The sequence below is a fragment of the Arthrobacter sp. Ha26 genome (genome assembly GCF_059091705.1).
Window position 1 is genome coordinate 1 of record NZ_JBNHGX010000003.1, and the last position, 21,112, is coordinate 21,112.

A 21,112-nucleotide genomic window follows, 5' to 3' on the forward strand; every position below is an offset into this window, starting at 1 on the left:
GCCAGACCACTGGGTTGATAGGCCGGATGTGGAAGCGAGGACTAACGACTCGTGAAGCTGACCGGTACTAATAGGCCGATAACTTACACCACACACCACCCCGCAAACGGATTCAAAAGCGTTTGCACCACGGGGCTGGTAAAAAGATAAACAAGACTGCTTGCGTCCACTATGTGGTTCCCAAACAACAAACCAAACCGGTTCGTTGCCCAAGGGAACACACAACTGAATAACAACACCACACAATGTTGTAACCACAAAGATTTCCCCCACCCCCACACCAGGGGTGCGCGGAGCAAGGGTTACGGCGGTCATAGCGTGGGGGAAACGCCCGGTCCCATTCCGAACCCGGAAGCTAAGACCCACAGCGCCGATGGTACTGCACCCGGGAGGGTGTGGGAGAGTAGGTCACCGCCGGACAACCATTAGGTCGAGGCCCCAACCAGCACAGGTTGGGGCCTCCCACATTTAACAACCAAACCCCGGACACCGAAGACACCAGCCCACCGCACACGGCAGCACCGGGCACCCGAAGCCCCACCACCTCCCGCACCCCAGGAGGGAACGCCCCATCACCTCCCCGCATCGAAACCGGAACCCTCCCGCAAACGCCAGCGGCAGCACCGCCGTCGAACGCCGCAGGACGTGACGGCGCGTTGCAAGAAAAGCTGCGGGACGTGATGGGGCGTTGGTGTGTGAAGATCGCCACGATGCTGCCGGCAGGTCATTCCACTGTCCTGCCCAGGGAAGCGGCTCCACTAGAATTGATGAAGATGTACGGACTTCGAAGCGCGTGATTTCGGGTTGCGTAGGAAAACGAAACACGGATACGAGCGGCTGCAGTTGCGCCAGTGGTCGGCTCACAACAGGAGGAATCCACATGGCTGAGCACAACGGCGGCAACCGCGGCGGAAATGACCGCGGCGGGTTCCGCGGACACAACAACTCCGGGGGAGAGCCCCGCGGATTCCGTGCCCGCACCAACCGGGACAACCCGGATTCCTCCAACCGTGCTGCCGGCGGCGGAGAGCGGAAGCCCTTTGGCGACCGTGACAAGAAACCGTTTGGTGACCGTCCCCGTCGCGAGGGCGAGGGTGATCGTCGCGGTTTCGGCGGGGGAGAGCGGAAGCCGTTCGGTGACCGGGACCGTAAGCCATATGGTGACCGGGACAACCGGTCCTTCGGTGACCGTCCGCGCCGTGATGGCGAAGGTGACCGCCGTGGTTTTGCCGGCGGAGAGCGTAAACCGTTCGGCGACCGTGACAAGAAGCCGTTTGGTGACCGTCCGCGCCGTGACGGCGAAGGCGACCGGCGTAGTTTCGGTGGCGGAGAGCGGAAGCCGTTCGGTGACCGGGACCGTAAGCCTTATGGTGACCGGGACAATCGGTCCTTTGGTGACCGTCCCCGCCGTGACGGCGAGGGAGAACGCCGTGGTTTTGCCGGGGGAGAGCGGAAGCCGTTCGGTGACCGGGACCGTAAGCCTTATGGTGTCCGGGACAACCGGTCCTTTGGTGACCGTCCGCGCCGTGATGGCGAAGGTGACCGCCGTGGTTTTAGTGGCGGTGAAAACCGCAAGCCCTTCGGTGACCGTCCCGGCCGCGGAGACCGCCAGGAAGAACGCCGCGCACCCCGAAACTTCGATCGAGGCCCCGGCCGAGGCGAAAGCCGCGGTGATGCAGGCCCCCGCACCTTCGGTCGCGACCGTCCTGAAGAGCGTCCGGCCCGCGTTCCGAACGTGCGCGACCTCCGCAGCGCCAACCGCCCGGACCGCGAACGGTCCCCTCAGATCGATGAGGATGTCACCGGCAAGGAGCTGGACCGCGCTACGCAACACCAGATCAAGACGCTCGAAGCCAACAGTGCCGAGTGGGTGGCCCGCCACCTCGTGATGGCCGGCCGCCTCATCGACGACGAGCCCGAACTGGCCTTCCAGCACGCCTTGGCCGCCAGCCGGCGCGGCGGCAGGCTTGCTGCTGTCCGGGAAGCTGTAGGCCTCACCGCTTACGCTGCCGGACACTACGGCGAGGCACTCCGGGAATTCCGGACCTACCGCCGGATCAGCGGCTCCAACGTGCACCTGCCCGTCATGGCTGACTGCGAACGCGGGCTCGGCCGCCCGGACCGCGCCCTCGATGTGGTCCGGTCCGAGGAAGCCCAGGACCTGGACGCCCCCGGCAAGGTTGAACTGGCCATCGTCGCAGCAGGGGCCCGTGCCGACCTTGGCCAGCTGGACGCCGCCGTTGCAGAGCTGGAAATCCCGCAGTTGGACCTCAACCGCGCCTTCTCCTACAGCCCCCGCCTCTTCCGCGCCTACGCCGACGCACTCGCCGCCGTAGGCCGGACATCGGAGGCGGAGAAATGGCAGAAACAGGCCGTGGTGGCTGAAAACGCGCTGGGCCTGGGCGTCGACGAAGAACCCGACATCATTGACCTGGGCTGGGACGAGGAAGAAGAAGCCCGCGAGGAAGCCGAGCGCCGCCGCCTCCTGGACCGCGCATCCAGCGCATCAGCTGCAACCCCAACCTCATCCGTTGGCGCTGACGCCACATCCACGGCGGCCGCCACCCAGGAAGTGGAAGCCCCTGCTGCCGAAGAAGCCGTGGACGCCAGCATCGACGACCAGGAACCGGACTACTTTGTTTCTGACGACGCCGAGTCCGACGAGGACTCGGTGGAAGCCGACGAGCTGGAGCACAGCGGAGAGGACTTGCCCCACGGCGATGCTCCTGAGGACCAGGACCGCCGGGAAGACTCAGCGAATGACTGAAGCCACCCTGATCTCCCGGTTCGATGCACTGCTCGCGGATCTTGACGGTGTGGTCTACGCCGGCCCGCAGGCGATCCCCGGTGCGGTGGAATCACTCCGGCAGCTGGAAGGCCTCGGGGTCGGCCTGGGCTACGTAACCAACAATGCGTCCCGGACCCCGGCGCAGGTCGCTGCCCACCTCCGCGACTTGGGCGCACCGGCCGCCGATAACCAGGTGGTCAGCTCGTCGCAGGCAGCGGCGGAGCTGCTAGCCTCCGAGCTGCCCCCCGGCTCGCGGGTCCTCATCACCGGAAGCCCGGCGCTGGCCCAGGAAATTGAGCTGGTGGGCCTGGTTCCGGTGTACAGCCAGGACGAGAAGCCTGTGGCTGTAGTCCAGGGCTTCAACCCGGCCATCGGCTGGCAAGAACTGGCCGAGGCCGCGTACGTTGTAGCGGCCGGAACCCTCTGGGTGGCCACCAACACGGACATGTCCATCCCACAGGCCCGCGGCATCGCGCCCGGCAACGGAACCCTGGTGGCCGCAGTCACGGCCGCCACGGGCAAGACGCCCCGGGTGGCAGGCAAACCCGAAGCCCCGCTCTTCCATTCTGCCGCCAAACGCCTCGGAGCAGAGCGCCCGCTGGTGGTCGGCGACAGGCTGGACACGGACATCCTGGGCGGCAACAACGCGGGCTTCGCAACCGTAGCCGTGCTGACCGGCGTCGACACCCGGAACACCATCCTTGCCGCCCGCGCCGCCGAACGGCCCGACTACATCATCAGTTCCCTGACGGACCTGCACAGCCCTTATCCCGAGGTCACGCACGACGACGGCACTTACGTTTGCGGCGAAGCAACGGCGCGTGTGGCCAACGGAGCCGTGGGCATCATTGGCAGCAAGGACAACCTCGATTCCTGGCGGGCAGCCTGTGCAGCCTGGTGGGCGGCCACACCGGACGCGGCCACAGCCCAGGCACCGCAACTGGCCTGGCTGGATCACTAGACTGGTCGAATGACTGAGCTGAGCCCTCCTGACGAATCCACGCCAGCCCAGCCCTCCCCGGACTGGCCCCTGGACAGCCAAACCGGGGTGACCGACCAGCTGGTGCATCGTGCCCTGGCACCCCTGGATACCTTGCCTGGGGTACCGGTGGCAGAGCATGAGGCGGTCTACAACGCACTCCATGACGAACTGCGGGCGGCCCTGGACGCCGACCCGTCAACCGTGGACCCGTCAACCGTGGACCCGTCAACTGTGAATCCCTCTACCGTGGACCCTTCAAGCACAGCTGCCGCAATTACGCACCCTTCGGACGGAGGCGCCTGATGCCGCTGCGGCTCGACCAGGCCTTGGTTGCCCGCGGCCTTGCCAGGTCCCGCACCCATGCCGCCTCGCTTATTGCCGAAGGAAAAGTCAGCTCGGCAGGCCAGGTGCTCGGCAAGGCGTCACTCCAGGTCGCCGAGGACAGGGACCTCGCAGTACAGCAGAACGAGTTGGACACCTACGTGAGCCGGGCCGGGCACAAACTCGCGGGCGCCCTGGATGCCTTCCCCGAGGTGCTGCCCGCCGGAAAAAGGTGCCTCGACGCCGGCGCCTCCACCGGCGGCTTCACTGATGTCCTGCTCCGCCGTGGTGCCGCACACGTGGTGGCGGTCGACGTCGGGCACGGCCAGCTGGTGCCGCAGCTGCGGGACGATCCGCGCGTGGAAGTCCATGAGGGACTCAACGTGCGATACATGTCGCCCGCGGACATCGGCGGCCCGGCAGCACTGACCGTGGCTGACCTCTCCTTCATTTCGCTGGTCCTGGTGGTCCGTCCCCTGGCGGAATGCACGGAACCCGGCGGTGACCTGGTGCTGATGGTTAAGCCGCAATTCGAGATCGGCAAGGACCGGCTGGGACGCACCGGAGTGGTGACGTCGGAGCGGGAACGGCGGATGGCGGTGGAAAAAGTGGCCCGTGCGGCCCTCGACGCCGGCCTGGACCTGCGCGGCCTGGCGCAGAGCCCGCTGCCCGGCCAGGACGGAAACGTCGAATACTTCCTGTGGATAGAGCGCAGGATGAGCCAAGAGTTGCCTAAGATCGAAGAGCGAGACGCGGCTACCGTTGCCTTGCTCGGAACAATCTGGCACAACCACTAGAGAGCGGAACCTGATGAGCAGGCGCGTATTGGTCCTCGCCCACACTGGCCGCGAGGAATCACTGAAGGCCGCCTGGGAGGCCTGCGCCCAACTGCAGGCTTCCGGCATTGTCCCGGTGATGCAGGAATCCGAACTGGGTGACATGGAGCGTTTCTTTGGCCATCTTGCCCAGCCTGTGGAAGTCCTCCACGACCACGTCCAGCTCCCCGACGTGGAACTCGTCATGGTCCTGGGCGGGGACGGCACCATTCTCCGCGCGGCGGAGCTGGTCCGGGAAGTCGATGTGCCCCTGCTGGGCGTGAACCTGGGCCATGTGGGTTTCCTTGCCGAGAGTGAACGGGCTGACCTGGCCCAGACCGTTGAATGGATTGCCAGCCGGGACTACACGGTGGAAGAGCGCATGACCATCGACGTCCAGGTCTGGGTCCGCGGGCAGAAGATCTGGCACACCTGGGCGCTGAACGAGGCGGCCATCGAGAAAGCCAACCGGGAGCGCATGCTCGAAGTGGTCACCGAGGTGGACCAACGCCCGCTGACCTCCTTTGGCTGCGACGGCATTGTGCTGGCAACCCCTACCGGCTCCACCGCTTACGCGTTTTCCGCCGGCGGCCCCGTGGTCTGGCCCGAGGTGGAGGCGCTGGTCATCGTCCCCATCAGCGCCCACGCGCTCTTCGCCAAGCCGCTGGTGGTTTCGCCCCGCTCACGCCTCGCCGTCGAGGTCCTGGGCCGGACCGACGCCCAGGGCGTCCTCTGGTGCGACGGCCGGCGCTCCGTGGACCTGCCGCCGGGCGCGCGCGTGGAGGTCACCAAATCAGCCACTCCCGTACGGCTCGCCCGCACCCACCAGACTCCGTTCTCGGCCCGCCTGGTGCGGAAGTTCGAACTGCCAATCCACGGCTGGCGCGGCCCTGTGCCCAAGTCGGAGGCGATCCATACCGGCCCCATCCCCATCGTCCGCACGCCCCGGCCCATGCCGCCCCTCCAAGTGCCCGGCAGCGGGCAGCAGGACACCGACCCCGATCCCTCAACCGCAAAGTGAACCATGCTTGAAGAACTGAGAATCCGCGATCTGGGCGTCATCACCGACGCAACCTTGCCGCTGGGCCCCGGCCTGAGCGTGGTCACCGGCGAGACCGGCGCCGGCAAGACCATGGTGGTCACCGCCGTCGGCCTCCTCCTGGGTGCGCGCTCCGACGCCGGTGCCGTCCGGAGCGGTGCCAAAAGCGCAACTGCCGAGGCTGTGCTCAAGCTCGACGCCGGCCACCCCGCCATTGAACGCGCCCTGGAGGCAGGTGCGGAGGCGGAAGAGTTCGACGGCGGTGCGGAGCTGATCCTGGCCCGCCGGCTGGGTGCGGACGGCCGCAGCCGCGCTTTCCTGGGCGGCAGGGCGGCCCCTGTGGGCGTCCTCGCCGAGATCGGCGAGACGCTGGTGGTGGTCCATGGCCAGTCGGACCAGATCAGGCTCAAGGGCACAGTGGCGCAGCGCGGGGCGCTGGACAAGTTCGCCGGTGATGCCCTTGCCGGCCCACTGGCGGGTTACCAGGAGCTGTACCACCACTGGAAGTCCAGCCAGGCCGAGCTGGACAGCCTGCGCAGCGCTGCCCGGGACCGGCTGCGGGAAGCGGAGTCCCTGGAGGCCGCCCTCGCCGAAATCGACGAGGTGGATCCGCAGCCCGGGGAGGACGAGATCCTCAAGGCAGAAGCAGTCAAACTGGCCAACGTGGAGGAACTCCGGATCGCCGCGAGTACCGCCCACCAGGCCCTCATTGCCGAGGACTTCGGCGAAGCAGGTGACGCCACCACGCTGGTGGACGCCGCCAAACGGACGCTGGAACATGTGGCTGAGCACGACGCCGAACTCGGCTCCGCGGCAGCCCGCCTTGCCGAAGTGGGCTTCCTGCTGAACGATATCGCCACCGACCTCGCCAGCTACCAGGCCAGCCTGGACACCGAGGGACCGGAGCGGCTTGCGGAAATCGAGGACCGGCGGGCCGTCCTGGCCAAGCTGATCCGCAAGTATGCCCCGTCCATCGACGAAGTGCTTGAGTGGGCGGAAAAGGCCCGCGTCCGCTTCGACGAGCTGCAGGACGATTCCACCCGGATCGAAACCCTGGATGCGGAAGTGGTCCGGGCAGAGGCGGACCTGCAAAAGCAGGCGGCTGCCATCAGCAAGATCAGGGCCAAGGCCGCCAAGGACCTTTCGGCCCGGGTCAGTGCGGAGCTGAAGGCCCTGGCCATGGCCGACGCTACCTTGGTGATCAACCTCGAGCCCAGTGGCCAGTTGGGGCCGCACGGCGCGGACGAGATCAGCTTCCTGCTGCAGCCGCACTCCGGCGCTCCGGCCCGGCCCCTGGGCAAGGGGGCCTCCGGTGGTGAACTTTCCCGGGTGATGCTGGCCATCGAGGTGGTGCTGGCCGCCGTCGACCCCGTTCCTACGTTCGTCTTCGACGAGGTGGACGCCGGCGTGGGCGGACGGGCCGCCGTCGAGATCGGCCGCCGGCTGGCCATGCTGGCACGGCACGTGCAGGTGCTGGTGGTCACGCACCTGCCGCAGGTGGCCGCTTTCGCGGACCAGCACATCACCGTCACCAAGACGTCCGTCCGGGGAGCCGACGGCAAAACCGCCACTGGATTCACCTCAAGTGATGTCCGCCTCCTCGACGGCCCGGAACGGGTCCGCGAATTGGCCCGCATGCTGGCCGGCCAGGAGGACTCGGAGTCGGCGCAGGCGCACGCGCAGGAGCTGCTGGACGACGCGAAACTGCTGCCGCAGCGGGCCTGACGGGGCGTGCTGAGGCATGCGGGAAGCATGGCCACCCCTTGCTTCCCGGACGGCCCAACCCGCAGACTGGATCATTTGGGGAAACAGTTTCCGGACCCGTGGAAGGCTCATTTGATGATAGGCTCGAATTCCGTGGTGCAGCGATCAAATTCCCGTGTAAATTCCCGGTTCCCGGGCTCGTCCAAGACGACCAAACACATCTTCGTAACCGGTGGTGTGGCGTCCTCGCTCGGTAAGGGACTGACGGCATCAAGCCTCGGTCATCTGCTGCGGGCACGCGGCCTGTCTGTAACAATGCAGAAGCTCGATCCCTACCTCAACGTGGATCCGGGCACGATGAACCCCTTCCAGCACGGTGAAGTCTTCGTCACCGACGACGGCGCCGAGACTGACCTGGACATCGGACACTACGAGCGCTTCCTCGACGAAAACCTCGAGGGTTCGGCCAACGTGACTACCGGCCAGGTGTACTCCACCGTCATTGCCAAGGAACGCCGCGGTGAATACCTGGGCGATACCGTACAGGTCATCCCGCACATCACTGATGAGATCAAGCGCCGCATGCGCCTGCCCGCCGAAGGCAAAAACGCCCCGGACGTCATCATCACCGAAATCGGCGGCACGGTGGGCGATATCGAGTCGCAGCCATTCCTCGAGTCCGCCCGCCAGGTACGGCAGGATATCGGCCGGACCAACGTTTTCTTCCTGCACGTTTCGCTGGTGCCGTACATCGGACCGTCCCAGGAACTCAAGACCAAGCCCACGCAGCACTCCGTTGCCGCACTGCGCTCCATCGGCATCCAGCCCGAAGCGATCGTGATCCGTTCGGACCGCGAAGTGCCGGACGCCATGCGCGAAAAGATTGGCCGCATGTGCGACGTCGACATCGACGCCGTGGTGAACGCCGCCGATGCCCCCAGCATCTACGACATCCCCAAAACCCTGCACACCCAGGGGCTGGACTCCTACATCGTGCGCGCCCTTGACCTCCCCTTCAAGGACGTGGACTGGACCAGCTGGGACAAGCTCCTCGAAGCAGTGCACAACCCCAAGCACCACGTGGAAATCGCGCTCGTCGGCAAATACATCGACCTGCCCGACGCCTACCTGTCTGTTACGGAGGCCCTGCGCGCCGGCGGTTTCGCTAACGACGCCAAGGTCAAGATCCGCTGGGTCCCGTCCGACGAATGCGAAACCCGCGAAGGCGCCATCAAGGCCCTGGACGGCGTCAACGCCATCTGTGTCCCGGGCGGCTTCGGCATCCGCGGGCTCGAAGGAAAACTCGGCGCCCTGAAGTTCGCCCGCGAAACCAAGCTCCCGGTCCTGGGGCTGTGCCTGGGCCTGCAGTGCATGGTGATCGAATACGCCCGCAACGTGGTGGGGATGGAAGGCGCGTCCTCCAGCGAATTCGAGCCCGATTCCAAGTACCCGGTCATTGCCACCATGGAAGAGCAGCTGGAGTTCGTTGAAGGCCGCGGCGACCTCGGCGGAACCATGCGCCTGGGCCTGTACGAAGCCAAGCTCGACGCCGGTTCAGTCATCGCCGAAACCTATGGCAAGACCACCGTCAGCGAACGCCACCGCCACCGCTACGAGGTGAACAACAAGTACCGCGACCAGATCGCTGCCGAAGGGCTCGTCTTCTCCGGCACGTCCCCGGACGGCAAGCTCGTGGAGTTCGTGGAACTGCCCGCGGACGTCCACCCGTACTACGTGGCCACCCAGGCGCACCCTGAGCTGAGCTCCCGCCCCACCCGCCCGCACCCGCTGTTCTCGGGCCTGGTGAAGGCGGCACTGGACCACCAGGAGGGCACCGACACGGCCGTTGCCCCGGGCGCCGCTGCTGCCGGGGCCGCACCGTCCGGTACGGTAGCCGCTAAGTAGTTCCGCGAACATAAAGGACGGCGCGATGCCCGGTACACACGAAGCCACCCACGTAGCGAAGGTTTCGGATGCACCGAGTCCGCGCCGTCTTTTGTCCACCGAGAAGGTCTACGAAGGCCGGATCTGGGACGTGGTCAGCGATACGTTCCAGCTGCAGGATACCGGCGAGGCCCTCACCCGGGACTACATTGACCACCCCGGAGCCGTCGCCGTCCTGCCGATGAACAACGACGGCGAGATCCTCCTCCTGAGGCAGTACCGGCACCCCGTTGGCATGGACCTGTGGGAGATCCCGGCCGGACTGCTGGACGTCGAGGGCGAGGAGTTCCAGGTGGGCGCGGCCCGGGAACTCGCGGAAGAGGCAGACCTCGCCGCCGGCACGTGGAACGTCCTGGCCGACGTCTTCAACTCGCCCGGTTCCTCCAGTGAGGCCATCAGGATCTACCTGGCCCGCGACCTGACCGAGGTTCCGCACCACGAGCGCCACGAGCGGACGGACGAAGAGGCCGAGATCGAGTTCCACTGGATCAACCTGGACGACGCCGTGGAGTCCGTGCTGGCCGGCCGCCTGCACAACCCGTCCGCCGTCGTCGGGATCCTCGCCGCCGCTGCCGCCCGCGCTGACGGGTTTGCCGGGCTCCGGCCGGCGGACGCGCCGTGGCCCGAGCACCCCAGCCAGCGCTGATGGCCCCTGGCCCTACGGCTGAAGCGGCACTCCCCGCCAAGGCCGTGTACTCTCCTCCGGCACCCCCCACGGCCATAGAGCGCGGCATCACCGACTACCTCCAGCACATGGGGGTGGAACGGGGCCTGGCTGCCAATACACTCGCGGCGTACCGCAGGGACCTTGCCCGGTATTCCCGTTACCTTGCCGCCGCCGGCTGTGCGCGCCCCGAGGACATCACCCGGCAGCATGTCACAGGCTACGTCCGTGCCTTGGCGGACGGGTCCGACGGCGGTACCGCCTTGGTTGTGCGCTCCGCGGCGAGGACGGTGGTGGCCGTGCGCGGCCTGCACAAGTTTTGGGCCCTGGAAGGTTTCACGCCCACTGACCCTGCCAGCGACGTCCACCCTCCGATGCCAGGCAAACGGCTCCCAAAGGCCATCAGCGTGGACGAGGTCACCAGGATCCTGGAAGCGGCCGGCACCGATACCGCCACCGGGCTGCGGGACCGCGCCTTGCTCGAGTTCCTCTATTCCACCGGTGCCCGCATCAGCGAAGCGGTGGGCCTGGACGTGGACGACATCTCCCTCGAGGAGGCAGAAAGCGGGCCGGCGATCGTGCGCCTGTTCGGCAAGGGCTCCAAGGAACGGCTGGTGCCGCTGGGGTCATATGGAGCCCGGGCCCTTGACGCCTACCTGGTCCGCGGCCGTCCGCTCCTGGCGGCCAAAGGCAAAGGGACGCCGGCCTTGTTCCTGAACGCCCGCGGCGGCCGGATCAGCCGCCAGAGTGCGTGGACCATCCTGAAGGCTGCCGCCGACAAGGCCAACATCACCAAGGACGTCTCGCCGCACACCCTCCGGCACTCCTTCGCCACCCACCTGCTCGAAGGCGGCGCGGACGTCCGGGTTGTGCAGGAACTGCTGGGGCACGCCTCGGTGACCACCACCCAGGTGTACACGCTGGTCACCGCGGACACGCTGCGCGAAATCTACGCAGCAGCGCATCCCCGGGCGCTTGGCTGAACCTGCGCGCGGCAGCCCGCGTAGTGGCTAGGGCAGGGCCTCGATAGTCAGTTCCACCGGCCCCAGCAGCAAAGCCAGTACCGATGTGCCCATCGCCGCCACCAGCATCAGCCCCGGATGCGCCAGCCCGATCACCACACGGCGAAGCCTCGGGCGGCCACGCAGGAACGGTTTGGGCACACGTGACACCATCGGAACCTGCCGCCAGCCGCGCAGGCGCCGCAGGAACCAGGCGCACCGGGCTACGAAGGCCAGCCAGAGGACCCAGACCACCAGCGGAACCAGGGCCGCCATGAGATTGAACCCAAGAGCCGTCACCTCCCGCTCGGAATCACCCGCCAGCGCCTGGATGGTGGTGGAGATCGAGGCGCTCAGCACCACCGAAATGGCCCACACCATAAACGCCGCGATAAGCGCCAGGAAACGCACGAAGAACAGGCCCAGGACTGATTCCCGGGCAGCCTCCACCTGCTGCCGGGGCGTCACGTGCAGTACAGCCAGGGTGCTGAGCATCGTGGGCAGGGCGGCCGCGGCCACCAGCAGGTACCAGGTCCAGCCGGCCAGGTCGGCGAACTCATCCACCACAATCAGGATCATCCAGAAACAGCTCCAGGCCCAGCCCCAGTACAAGGGGTTGCGCACCAGCCACTCCGGCAGGCGCGCGTCAAGGGAAGAGATGCGGGCCGGGCGTATCCCGGGTGCGGTTTCGGGAGTCACACGTAGAGCTTGGCATATTTCCCTGGCCGCGGCGCTTCCTCGCGGGCAGCCCGCGTACACCATAGGCTGGAGCGCATGACTGCAGCACGGGTTACCCTCTGCTTCCTGCTCCGCGACGGAGACCACGGTGCGGAAGTACTGCTGGGCCTCAAACGGACGGGCTTTGGAACAGGAAAGATCGTGGGCATCGGCGGGCACGTCGAACCGGGGGAGAGCGACGCCGAAGCCGTAGTCCGGGAAGTGGAAGAGGAAACCGGCGTGACAATCAGCCAGGAAGACCTCACGGACGCCGGGGTGGTGCAGTTTGTCTTCCCTGCCCGTCCGGCGTGGGACATGCACACGCGGCTCTTCACTGCCAGGCAATGGGTGGGGGAGCCGGCGGACAGCGAGGAGATCATGCCGGAGTGGTTTCGGATCGATGCCCTGCCGGTGGAGCGCATGTGGCAGGACGCCGACCATTGGCTGCCCGTGGTGCTGGAAGGCGGCAGGGTCAACGTGGTGGTTACCCTGAACAGCGACAACGAAACCGTTGCCTCCACGGTGAGCCTCCTGCCGTAAGACTGTAGCTAAAGCCATCTCCGTCGCAAGAGCCGGAAGCGCCCGACGAAGAATTTATCGGACAGGCGTAACCATAAGAGGGCTACCGGAAACAATACGGTTAGCCTGCCAGTCAGGACACTACGCATTATCGGGGGGAATCCGTGCTTTCAGAGCGCGAGTTGGCGTTTATCGCCTTGTACAAGGACAGCTATCCGAGGATCCACAGGTTTGTGCAACGGCGGGTTGACGATCCGGAGCTTGCCCAGGAGCTCAGTGCCGACGTTTTCCGCATAGCCTGGCAGAAATGGGACGGCTTGCTTGAAACGGACACTGCCTGGTTATTCGGTGTTGCCCGCAATCTCATTGGCAATGCTTACCGTGGACGGGATCGGCAGCGCGAACTTCAGAGGAAACTGGAGGCGTCCGCATCTGAGGGAAACGCTCAGGACAGTGAAAACTTTCTGGTGGAGTCGGCCCTGATAGCGCTGCGTGAAAAGGACCGCGACGTTCTTCAACTGGCTTACTGGGATGGACTGTCCATCACTGAGATCGCCACGGTTCTCCAATGTTCGCAGTCTGCGGCAAAGGTTCGCCTTTACAGGGCCAGAGAAGCATTCCGCAGACTTTTGCCGAGTCTTTGTGACTCGATCGACCAAAAAGTGGGGGCCTAATCATGGATGCCATCAAGTACCTCGTTTCAGGTGCTGACCCGGTCGGAAGGGACGCCGACGTTCCCAACAACGAAAAAATCCTGCAGAACGTACTTTCCCGTCCGGAAGCCTTTACGGATCGGATACGCGTTCACGTGCCAACGCTCGCAGAACGGCGGCAACGCCGCGGCAAGATCGCTGGACTCCTTGCAGTCGCAGCGGCGGCTGTAACGGCAGGTGTCCTGCTCTCTACGAACCTTGGCCCGAAACTGGAGGGACCCGCCCCCGCAGCCACCTACAGTACCAATCCTTCGCCTGATTCAAGCGCCAGTCCGCCATCCACCCCGGCGCCGAGGCCCAGCTCCATCGCCGTCCCGCCGGTCACAACCGAACCTGCTGAACCGCCTGCGGGTGAATGGCAGCGTTACACAAGCGCCGACGGCAAAATTTCCTTTGAATACCTCCGCGAGTGGACCGTGCTGGCCGAGCCGTACAACCCGGAATTTCCGGCCATCGCGCTCAATGTGCAGGATCAGGCAGGAAAACGCTTGGCTTCCTTCCGCTTTGGAGCCTCCGGAACCATCGGTGGAAGCTGCATGGAGCCTGTGCCGTATAAGGTTCTCGATTCCGTGGAACTCGACTTGCCCTACAACTCTTCCTTTCCCAACATCATCACTCCACGGTTCGCCTTCCGTGCGTTGCTCGACGGGGACAGGGTCACAGCGTCGTACGGGATCACGAGCAGCGCAGCCGGAAAGGACGGGACCAGCTGCATGTTCTACAACGTGGTAAACGGCCCGACGGAGTCCCCGTTGTACTCCTTTTCGGACATCTTCCAGGTCTCACGCGGAGACACGCTTACTGAAGGCATCAAGGTCTTCCGTACCCTGGATGAGGCGCGTGCTTACATGTTGACGCCCGAGTACATCAACGCCAAGCGCATGATCACCTCTCTGAAGATCCATATGGGGCAGTAACCGCGTCGCGGCCGGTCCCTGAAGTGGTGACCGGCCGCCGTCGTGCCCTCAGCAAATCCGGGTCTCAGCCAAAAACCTGCCCTAGGAAACGTGCCGTTCCTCCGGGCCGACGTATTTGCTCAGCGGGCGGATCAGCGAGTTGGCGTCCAGCTGTTCCATGATATGGGCGGTCCATCCGGTGATGCGGCTGGCCACAAACAGGGGTGTGAACGTGGCGGTGTCGAACCCCATCAGGTGGTAGGTGGGGCCGGCAGGGTAGTCAAGATTGGGCTTGATGGCCTTGGCCTCGTCCATGGCTTGTTCGAGGCCGTTGTACAGTCCGAGGAGCTCGGGCCGGCCATAGTGGGCGATCATCTTGTCCAGGGCCGCCTTCATGGTGGGCACGCGGGAATCGCCGTGCTTGTAGACGCGGTGGCCGAACCCCATGACTTTCTTCTTCTGGGCCAGCGCGTTTTCCATCCACGACTTGGCCCGGGCAGCGGCTTCCTCGAGGGATTCCTGCGGGCGGATTCCGATTTCGTCGAAGGTGTGCATCACGGCCTCGTTGGCTCCGCCGTGCAGCGGCCCCTTCAAGGCGCCGATCGCGCCGGTCACCGCGGAGTGGAGATCCGAGAGGGTGGAGGTGATGACGCGTGCGGTGAAGGTGGAGGCGTTAAAGGAGTGTTCGGCATAAAGGATCATCGAGACGTTGAATGCCTCCACCACCTCCGGTACCTGTTCCTCCCCGAACGTCATCCAGAGGAAATTGGCCGAGTAGCCGAGGTCATCGCGTGGCTCGATGACATCCTGGCCGTGCCGGCGGCGCTGGTCGTACGCCACCACGGCCGGCATGGCCGCGAACAGGTCGATGGCTTTGGCCATGTTGGCCTCGCGCGAAGAATCTTCGGCCAGGGGGTGCCTGGCGCCCATCACGGAGGCGGCCGTCCGGCATACATCCATGGGATGGGACGTTTCGGGCAGCGCATCGATGACTTGCTTGACCACCGGATCCAGGGCGCGGCCGCCACGCTCACGCGCAGTGAACCCGGCCAACTGCTCCTGGCTCGGCAGTTCACCGTTCCAGAGCAGGTAGGCGACTTCCTCGAAGCTGCACCGTGCCGCCAGTTCCTGGACGGGGTAGCCCCTGTACAGCAGGGAATTGGTGTCCGGGTTGACCTTCGAGACGGATGTGTAGTCCACTACGACGCCGTCAAGCCCCTTTTTGATGTCCTCTTCAGCCATGCTGAAACTCCTTCGTTCCTGTCGCCTGTGGTACCGGCGGTACCGGCGCGGTTTTCCCTACTCCCCGGGGACCCGGAAATTGAACACTCCGCTGTCGAAGCGGTTGTAGCTTTCGTAGTCAACGAGATCGTATAAGCGTGCGCGGGTCAGCATGCTGCCAACCTGCGCCTCCTGCGTGCCCTCAGCCTTAATCGATTCCAGCGTACGCTCGGCAGCGCCCATGGCACTACGGAGAAGGGTTACCGGATAGATCACCATGTTCACGCCGACGCCCTGGAGCTGTTCGGTGGTGAAGAGGTCGCTTTTGCCGAATTCGGTCATGTTGGCCAGGATGGGCACGTCCACGGCGTCGCGGATGGCCTGGAATTCGGTGAGGTCCTTCATGGCTTCGGGGAAGATCGCGTCCGCGCCGGCGTCCACGAGCGCACGGGCCCGGTCCTGGGCGGCCTGCAGTCCGTCGACGGCCCGGATGTCGGTGCGGGCCATGATGAGGAAGTTCGGGTCGCGGCGTGCGTCGGCGGCGGCGCGGATCCGTTTGGTGGCGGTCTCCAGGTCCACCACGTTTTTACCGTCGAGGTGGCCGCAGCGTTTGGGGTTGAACTGGTCCTCGATGTGCAGCCCGGCCAGGCCGGCGTTTTCGATTTCCTGGACAGTTCGGGCCACGTTCATGGGTTCGCCGAAGCCGGTGTCGGCGTCGACGATGGCCGGCAGGTCGGTCATCCGGGCGATCTGCCCGGCGCGGGTTGCCACTTCGGTGAGGGTGGTCAGGCCGATGTCCGGCAGCCCCAGGTCGTTGGCCAGGACGGCGCCGGAGATGTAGACCCCCTCGAAGCCTTTCTCCTCGATGAGCCGGGCCGAGAGCGGGTTGAACGCACCGGGGAACCGCGCGATGGTGCCGGCCACGAGCAGTTCCCGGAACCGGATCCGTTTCTGCTCCGGGGTGACTTTTGAGTACAGCATCAGAAGAGTCCCTTGGGTGCGTTATTGAGGTCGATGACGCCAGGGGCGGCGGTGATGTTCAGCTGGTCCAGTTCCCCGGGGCCGAGTTCGGGGAGGCGTTCGACGGCGGTGAGGAACCGTTCGATTTCAGCCTCCTCCACCAGCCCGGCAGCCAGGGTGCGGAACTTGTGGACGTACTGGTCCCGGGCGAAGGGCCGGGCGCCGAGGGGGTGGGCGTCGGCGACGGCGATCTCATCGGTGATGACTGTGCCGTCGGTGAGGGTGATTTCCACGGACCCGCCGAAGGCCTTTTCCTTGATGTCCAGGGAGTGGTAGCGGCGGGTCCATTCCGGGTCTTCCTCGGTGGAGACCTTCTGCCACAGGTCCACGGTGTCCGGGCGGGCGGCGCGGTCGGGGGAGTAGGAGTCGACGTGGTGCCAGGCACCGTCCTGCAACGCGACGGTGAAGATGTACGGGATGGAGTGGTCCAGGGTCTCCCGGGAGGCGGTGGGGGAGTACTTCTGGGGGTCGTTGGCACCCGAGCCGATGACGTAGTGGGTGTGGTGGCTGGTCTTGATCAGCACGGACTTCACGTTGCCGGGGTCGGTGGCTTCGGGGTGTTCGCGGTGCAGCTTGCGGGCGAGGTCGATCCAGGCCTGGGCCTGGTACTCGGCGGAGTGTTCCTTGGTGTAGGTGTCCAGGATGGCCCGCTTGGCCTCGCCTGCCTCCGGCAGAGGGACCTGGTAGGAGGCGTCCGGGCCGTCCAGCAGCCACGCGATCACCCCGTCTTCACCTTCGTAAATCGGGACCGGGGAAGTCTGCCCGCGCATCGCCCGGTCCGCGGACTCCACCGCCATTTTGCCGGCGAAGGCGGGAGCGTGGGCCTTCCAGGTGGAGATCTCACCTTTGCGGGACTGGCGGGTGGCGGTGGTGGTGTGCAGCGCCTGTCCCACGGACTGGAAGATCGTCTCAACGTCCAGGCCCAGCAGGGTGCCGATGCCCGCAGCGGCCGAGGGGCCGAGGTGGGCTACGTGATCGATCTTGTGCTTGTGCAGGCAGATGGCCTTGACCAGGTTGACCTGGATCTCGTAGCCGGTGGCGATGGCGCGCACCAGGTCGCGGCCGTTGGAACCCACGTGCTGGGCCACGGCAAGGATCGGGGGAATGTTGTCGCCGGGGTGGGAGTAGTCCGCTGCCAGGAACGTGTCGTGGTAATCCAGCTCGCGCACGGCCACGCCGTTGGCCCACGCGGCCCACTCCGGCGAGACGCGTTCGCCGATGCCGAAGACCTTCGCGCCCTTCCCGCCGGTGCTCGGCCCGTGGGACAGTGCCTGGGCGCGGGCGGCAACAATCGGCGCCCGGTTCAGCGAGGCGATGGCCACTGATGCGTTGTCGATGACCCGGTTGATCACCATCTCAGTCACTTCTGCCGGTACCTCTACGGGATCCGCGGCAACCCTGGCGATCTTGTGCGCCAACTGCTCCTCACGGGGCAGGTTTTCTTCGCTCTTATAGACGCGGACGTGGTGTTCCTTGACCATGGGGCTCCTTTTAGCGGGGGGTGTGCGTTGCTTTGATGTGGGAGAGGCTGCGGTGCAGATGCACGGTGGTGGCCGCATGCGCCAGGCGCGGATTGCCTGCTGCAATGGCTTCAGCGATGGCAGCGTGCTCGCCTGCAGCGGCTGTCAGCCGGGCGGCGTCATCTGCAGCCAAACGGCGGATGCGGACCAGGTGGACCCGGAGGCCGCGCATGGCCTGTACCAGGTATGAATTCGAGATGGCACCGTCGATGGCAGTGTCCAGCCGTTCCACCAGCAGGTAATAGTCCTCCAACGCGGGCGTGCTGCTGCTGATCAGCGCAGGAGCCGCCCGGAAATCCGCCTCAAGGGTCCGGAATATCGCGGCTTCGCCGCGTTCGGCCGCCAGTGCCGCAGCCTTGCCTTCGAGTGTCTCGCGCAGTTCGAACAGTTCGTCGATGTCCTCCAGCGAGATGTCGGTGACGACGACGCCGCGGCCGCCTGCCGCCGTCGTCAGCCCTTCTGCTGTCAACCGGCCCAGCGCCTCCCGCAGCGGCGTGCGCGAAACGCCGAGGCGCTCCGACTGTTCCACCTCGGCAAGCAGGGCCCCGGGCTGGAGCCGCCACTGGACGATGTCATCGCGGAGTGCAGCATAGGCACGGTCGCTGGCTCGCACTGGCAGTCCCTTCGTTGGTCCAGCCAGTGTATACACAACGAGCAGAAAAAGCAGCAGGAGGAAAAAACATCGACTGAAACAGGGCTATTTGTATACAGTTGGGCCCAACTAAGATGGCAACAGGCTCAATCACCGGGCGGTACGGGCCCAATCACCGCGCTGCCCAGCGGTATTCGTTCTCAGGCCGGCCGGGAGTGCCGTAGCGGGCCGTCCTGGACACCGTCCCGGCGTCCGCCAGGTATTCCAGGTAGCGGCGGGCGGTAACGCGGGACATGCCCAGTGCGTCCATCACTTCCGTGGCGGACACGGCACCCTCCTGCGCTTTCATAAACTCCTGCACGGAGGTGAGCGTGGACACCGAGAGGCCTTTCGGTAGCGGCAATTCGGAGGGTGCACGCAGGCTGGCGAACGCCTGGTCCACGTCCGTCTGGGAAGCTCCCGCCTTTCCGGAACCCCCCGGCGGACCGGCCAGCTGCTGCCGGAACTGGCGGTAGCTTTCGAGTTTGTCCGCGAAGGTCGCGTAGGTGAACGGCTTGATCAGGTACTGGACCACGCCGATGGCCACCGCACTGCGCACGATGGCCAGTTCGCGGACGGCCGTGATGGCGATGATGTCCGCCAGGATTCCGGAAGCGCGCATGCGGCGGGCGATGTCCAGGCCGTGCAGGTCCGGAAGGTTCATGTCCAGCAGGACAAGTTCCACCGGGTTTCCCGCCGCCGCGAACTCGCTGAGCAGGCGCAGGGCGGACTGGCCGTCCGGGGCCGTTCCGGCGAGCTCGAAGCCCGCCAGCCGCCCCACATAGGCCGCGTGCGCGGCGGCTGCTATCGCCTCATCCTCCACCACGAGGACCCGGATGTTGCTCACGGTTTGTGCTCCTTCCCTGCCGACACCGCTGCGGGGAGGAACACGTCGAACTTGGCACCGCGCCGGCCGTTAATTGTCAGCGTACCTCCCAGGCGCCGCACAGCCTGCCGCACCAGCGCCAGGCCGATGCCCCGGCCGCCCGGTCCCGCCGGTTTGGTACTGAACCCATGCCGGAGCAGGTTCTCGGCGGCGGCAGGATCAATGGCCGGGCCGGAATCGTGCACGGTGATGTCCAGGCCTTCCTCATCGGCCTCGACCGTAAGCTCCACTTTCCGCGGCGGCGGTCCGTCCGCAGCTGCATCCATGGCATTGTCAAGGAGGTTGCCAAGGATGGTCACCAGGTCCTGCACCGCAATCCCCGCCACGCTTGCCGAGCCCAGGGCTGTGACGTCCAGCTGCACCCCGCGCTCGTGGGCTTCAGCCACCTTGCCCACAATCAGGGCGCCAAGTACGGGCTCGTCCACTGAACTGACCACGTCATCCGTGAGCTGCTGGCTGAGTTCCAAGTCCTTGGTGGCGAATGCGAGGGCTTCCTGCGTGCGGCCAAGCTCCAGCAGCGAAACCATGGTGTGCAGCCGGTTGGCGTGCTCGTGGGTCTGTGCCCGGAGGGCGTCAGAGAGCGTACGCATGGTTTCCAGCTCGCTGCCGAGGGCCTCGATCTCCGTCCGGTCCCGAAGGGTCGCCACCGTGCCGTACACGGGGGACTTTCCACGGCTGCCGGACACCTCGGGCCCCTTGGCAGGACCCTGGTTGACTACCAGGATGCGCGAACCGGTGAGGACGATCTCGTCGTTGGTGCTGCGGCCGGACTCGAACAGGCTCCGGAGCCCCTCATCCAGTGGCAGCTCGGACAGCGACGGCGGCCGGGTGGGGTCCTTGCTGCCGGGTCCTTCCAGGCCCAGCAGCTCGGCCGCCTGGTCGTTGTACATCACCACACGGCCCTTGGTGTCGATCAGGACCAGTCCCTCCCGCACCGAATGCAGCACCGACTCGTAATAGGCGAACAGTTGGGCGAGCTGTTCCGGACCCCAGCCCCGGGTGACGCGCCGGAGGTACCGGCCCAACAGCCATGAAGCCAGTGAACCGCCCACCAGCAAGGCTAGGCCGATGGCCACGAGGGCAGGGAGCCGCCCGGACAGGGCAACATCCACGCTGCGGACGGTGACGCCCGCGGCCACCAGCGCCTTCACATTCCCTGCTGCGTCCTTCACGGGGGCAATGGTGCGTACAGAGGGCCCCAGGGTTCCCGCAGTGACTTCGGTGAACATTTCACCGCGAAGCGCGGCATCAATGGATCCGATGTAGGGCCGGCCCAGTTCCTCGTTTCGAGGATGTGTCCAGCGCGTCCGGTCCGGCGCCATGATGGTCACGAAGTCGGCTCCCGAGCCCGCCATGACGTCAAGGGCGTAGGGCTGCAGCAGGGCCGATGGATTGCTGGTATCCGCAGCCTGGAGGACCAGGGGATTGACGGCGATGGCGGCAGCGACGCCAGTCATCCTGCGGCCGGCTTCCTCGTAGGTGCGGTCCCGTGCGTCGATGAACGTGGCAGTGCCCACGATCGCAATAAACGCCACCACAATCAGCAGGTTCGCCACAAAAAGCCGGCGGGCGATACTCCAACGGTGGATCATCTGTACCTTCCCGACCTGTAACTGCACCCGGTACCAACTCCGCCGCGACCAATATGAACGCAACGGTGAGCTGGGTCACCACCTGCCCAATGATGGATATCACACCGGAGGACGTGTTGAGCCCAGAGAATGTGCCGCA

20 protein-coding genes and 1 rRNA gene are annotated in these 21,112 nt (G+C 65.7%); 13 read left to right on the forward strand and 8 right to left on the reverse strand.

Annotated elements, in window-relative coordinates; all coding sequences use genetic code 11:
- Positions 1-303 precede the first annotated feature (303 nt).
- Positions 304-420 (forward strand): 5S ribosomal RNA (rrf, locus tag AC5RVY_RS08515).
- Between the two features lie 304 nt (positions 421-724).
- On the opposite strand, the gene AC5RVY_RS08520 is transcribed toward rrf, so the two are convergent.
- On the reverse strand, positions 725-1,834 hold the full coding sequence (locus tag AC5RVY_RS08520) for a hypothetical protein (protein WP_493954288.1): 1,110 nt from the start codon (positions 1,832-1,834) through the stop codon (positions 725-727).
- A gap of 36 nt (positions 1,835-1,870) precedes the next feature.
- Between AC5RVY_RS08520 and AC5RVY_RS08525 the strand changes: the two genes are divergently transcribed.
- From AC5RVY_RS08525 to xerD, 9 genes are all read left to right on the forward strand, one after another.
- Positions 1,871-2,767: a hypothetical protein gene (locus AC5RVY_RS08525; RefSeq protein ID WP_493954289.1), complete on the forward strand. Its 897-nt coding sequence runs from the start codon at positions 1,871-1,873 to the stop codon at positions 2,765-2,767.
- Positions 2,760-3,749 (forward strand): HAD-IIA family hydrolase, encoded by a 990-nt coding sequence (locus tag AC5RVY_RS08530; RefSeq protein WP_493954290.1) that lies wholly within the window; start codon positions 2,760-2,762, stop codon positions 3,747-3,749. The genes AC5RVY_RS08525 and AC5RVY_RS08530 overlap by 8 nt, the downstream gene beginning before the upstream one ends.
- 9 nt (positions 3,750-3,758) lie before the next feature.
- Positions 3,759-4,073 (forward strand): hypothetical protein, encoded by a 315-nt coding sequence (locus AC5RVY_RS08535; protein WP_493954291.1) that lies wholly within the window; start codon positions 3,759-3,761, stop codon positions 4,071-4,073.
- Positions 4,073-4,888 (forward strand): TlyA family RNA methyltransferase, encoded by an 816-nt coding sequence (locus AC5RVY_RS08540; protein WP_493954292.1) that lies wholly within the window; start codon positions 4,073-4,075, stop codon positions 4,886-4,888. The genes AC5RVY_RS08535 and AC5RVY_RS08540 overlap by 1 nt, the downstream gene beginning before the upstream one ends.
- Positions 4,889-4,901: 13 nt before the next feature.
- Positions 4,902-5,927 carry an NAD kinase gene (locus AC5RVY_RS08545; RefSeq protein ID WP_493954293.1) on the forward strand — a complete coding sequence of 342 codons (1,026 nt, stop codon included), beginning with the start codon at positions 4,902-4,904 and terminating at the stop codon, positions 5,925-5,927.
- Between the two features lie 3 nt (positions 5,928-5,930).
- Positions 5,931-7,670 (forward strand): DNA repair protein RecN, encoded by a 1,740-nt coding sequence (gene recN / locus AC5RVY_RS08550; RefSeq protein WP_493954294.1) that lies wholly within the window; start codon positions 5,931-5,933, stop codon positions 7,668-7,670.
- 114 nt (positions 7,671-7,784) lie between these two features.
- A complete protein-coding gene (gene pyrG, locus AC5RVY_RS08555; protein ID WP_493954295.1) occupies positions 7,785-9,554 on the forward strand; it encodes a CTP synthase in 1,770 nt (589 codons plus the stop codon).
- Between the two features lie 25 nt (positions 9,555-9,579).
- Positions 9,580-10,239: an NUDIX domain-containing protein gene (locus AC5RVY_RS08560; protein ID WP_493954296.1), complete on the forward strand. Its 660-nt coding sequence runs from the start codon at positions 9,580-9,582 to the stop codon at positions 10,237-10,239.
- A complete protein-coding gene (xerD, locus tag AC5RVY_RS08565) occupies positions 10,239-11,240 on the forward strand; it encodes a site-specific tyrosine recombinase XerD (RefSeq protein ID WP_493954297.1) in 1,002 nt (333 codons plus the stop codon). The genes AC5RVY_RS08560 and xerD overlap by 1 nt, the downstream gene beginning before the upstream one ends.
- Positions 11,241-11,267: 27 nt before the next feature.
- Here xerD and AC5RVY_RS08570 read toward each other — a convergent pair whose 3' ends face one another.
- On the reverse strand, positions 11,268-11,957 hold the full coding sequence (locus AC5RVY_RS08570; protein ID WP_493954298.1) for a hypothetical protein: 690 nt from the start codon (positions 11,955-11,957) through the stop codon (positions 11,268-11,270).
- Positions 11,958-12,032: 75 nt separating this feature from the next.
- Between AC5RVY_RS08570 and AC5RVY_RS08575 the strand changes: the two genes are divergently transcribed.
- The 3 genes from AC5RVY_RS08575 to AC5RVY_RS08585 all read left to right on the forward strand — a co-directional run bounded on the left by AC5RVY_RS08575 (position 12,033) and on the right by AC5RVY_RS08585 (position 14,124).
- Complete coding sequence (locus tag AC5RVY_RS08575) at positions 12,033-12,515, forward strand: 8-oxo-dGTP diphosphatase (RefSeq protein ID WP_493954299.1); 483 nt, start codon at positions 12,033-12,035, stop codon at positions 12,513-12,515.
- A gap of 143 nt (positions 12,516-12,658) precedes the next feature.
- Positions 12,659-13,168: an RNA polymerase sigma factor gene (locus tag AC5RVY_RS08580; protein WP_493954300.1), complete on the forward strand. Its 510-nt coding sequence runs from the start codon at positions 12,659-12,661 to the stop codon at positions 13,166-13,168.
- A gap of 2 nt (positions 13,169-13,170) precedes the next feature.
- Positions 13,171-14,124: a hypothetical protein gene (locus tag AC5RVY_RS08585; protein ID WP_493954301.1), complete on the forward strand. Its 954-nt coding sequence runs from the start codon at positions 13,171-13,173 to the stop codon at positions 14,122-14,124.
- An 81-nt stretch (positions 14,125-14,205) separates the two neighbouring features.
- Here the strand turns inward: AC5RVY_RS08585 and AC5RVY_RS08590 are convergent, their stop codons facing one another.
- From AC5RVY_RS08590 to AC5RVY_RS08615, 6 genes are all read right to left on the reverse strand, one after another.
- Complete coding sequence (locus AC5RVY_RS08590) at positions 14,206-15,345, reverse strand: bifunctional 2-methylcitrate synthase/citrate synthase (protein ID WP_493954302.1); 1,140 nt, start codon at positions 15,343-15,345, stop codon at positions 14,206-14,208.
- A gap of 57 nt (positions 15,346-15,402) precedes the next feature.
- Positions 15,403-16,305 carry a methylisocitrate lyase gene (gene prpB / locus AC5RVY_RS08595; protein WP_493954303.1) on the reverse strand — a complete coding sequence of 301 codons (903 nt, stop codon included), beginning with the start codon at positions 16,303-16,305 and terminating at the stop codon, positions 15,403-15,405.
- On the reverse strand, positions 16,305-17,825 hold the full coding sequence (locus AC5RVY_RS08600; RefSeq protein WP_493954304.1) for an MmgE/PrpD family protein: 1,521 nt from the start codon (positions 17,823-17,825) through the stop codon (positions 16,305-16,307). Before AC5RVY_RS08600 ends, prpB begins: the two co-directional genes overlap by 1 nt.
- 10 nt (positions 17,826-17,835) lie before the next feature.
- On the reverse strand, positions 17,836-18,477 hold the full coding sequence (locus AC5RVY_RS08605; RefSeq protein ID WP_493954305.1) for a GntR family transcriptional regulator: 642 nt from the start codon (positions 18,475-18,477) through the stop codon (positions 17,836-17,838).
- Between the two features lie 151 nt (positions 18,478-18,628).
- The gene (locus AC5RVY_RS08610) at positions 18,629-19,342 is read right to left on the reverse strand and encodes a response regulator (RefSeq protein ID WP_493954306.1); all 714 of its coding nucleotides are present in this window, start codon (positions 19,340-19,342) and stop codon (positions 18,629-18,631) included.
- Positions 19,339-20,973: a sensor histidine kinase gene (locus tag AC5RVY_RS08615; RefSeq protein WP_493954307.1), complete on the reverse strand. Its 1,635-nt coding sequence runs from the start codon at positions 20,971-20,973 to the stop codon at positions 19,339-19,341. Before AC5RVY_RS08615 ends, AC5RVY_RS08610 begins: the two co-directional genes overlap by 4 nt.
- Between the last annotated feature and the right edge of the window lie 139 nt (positions 20,974-21,112).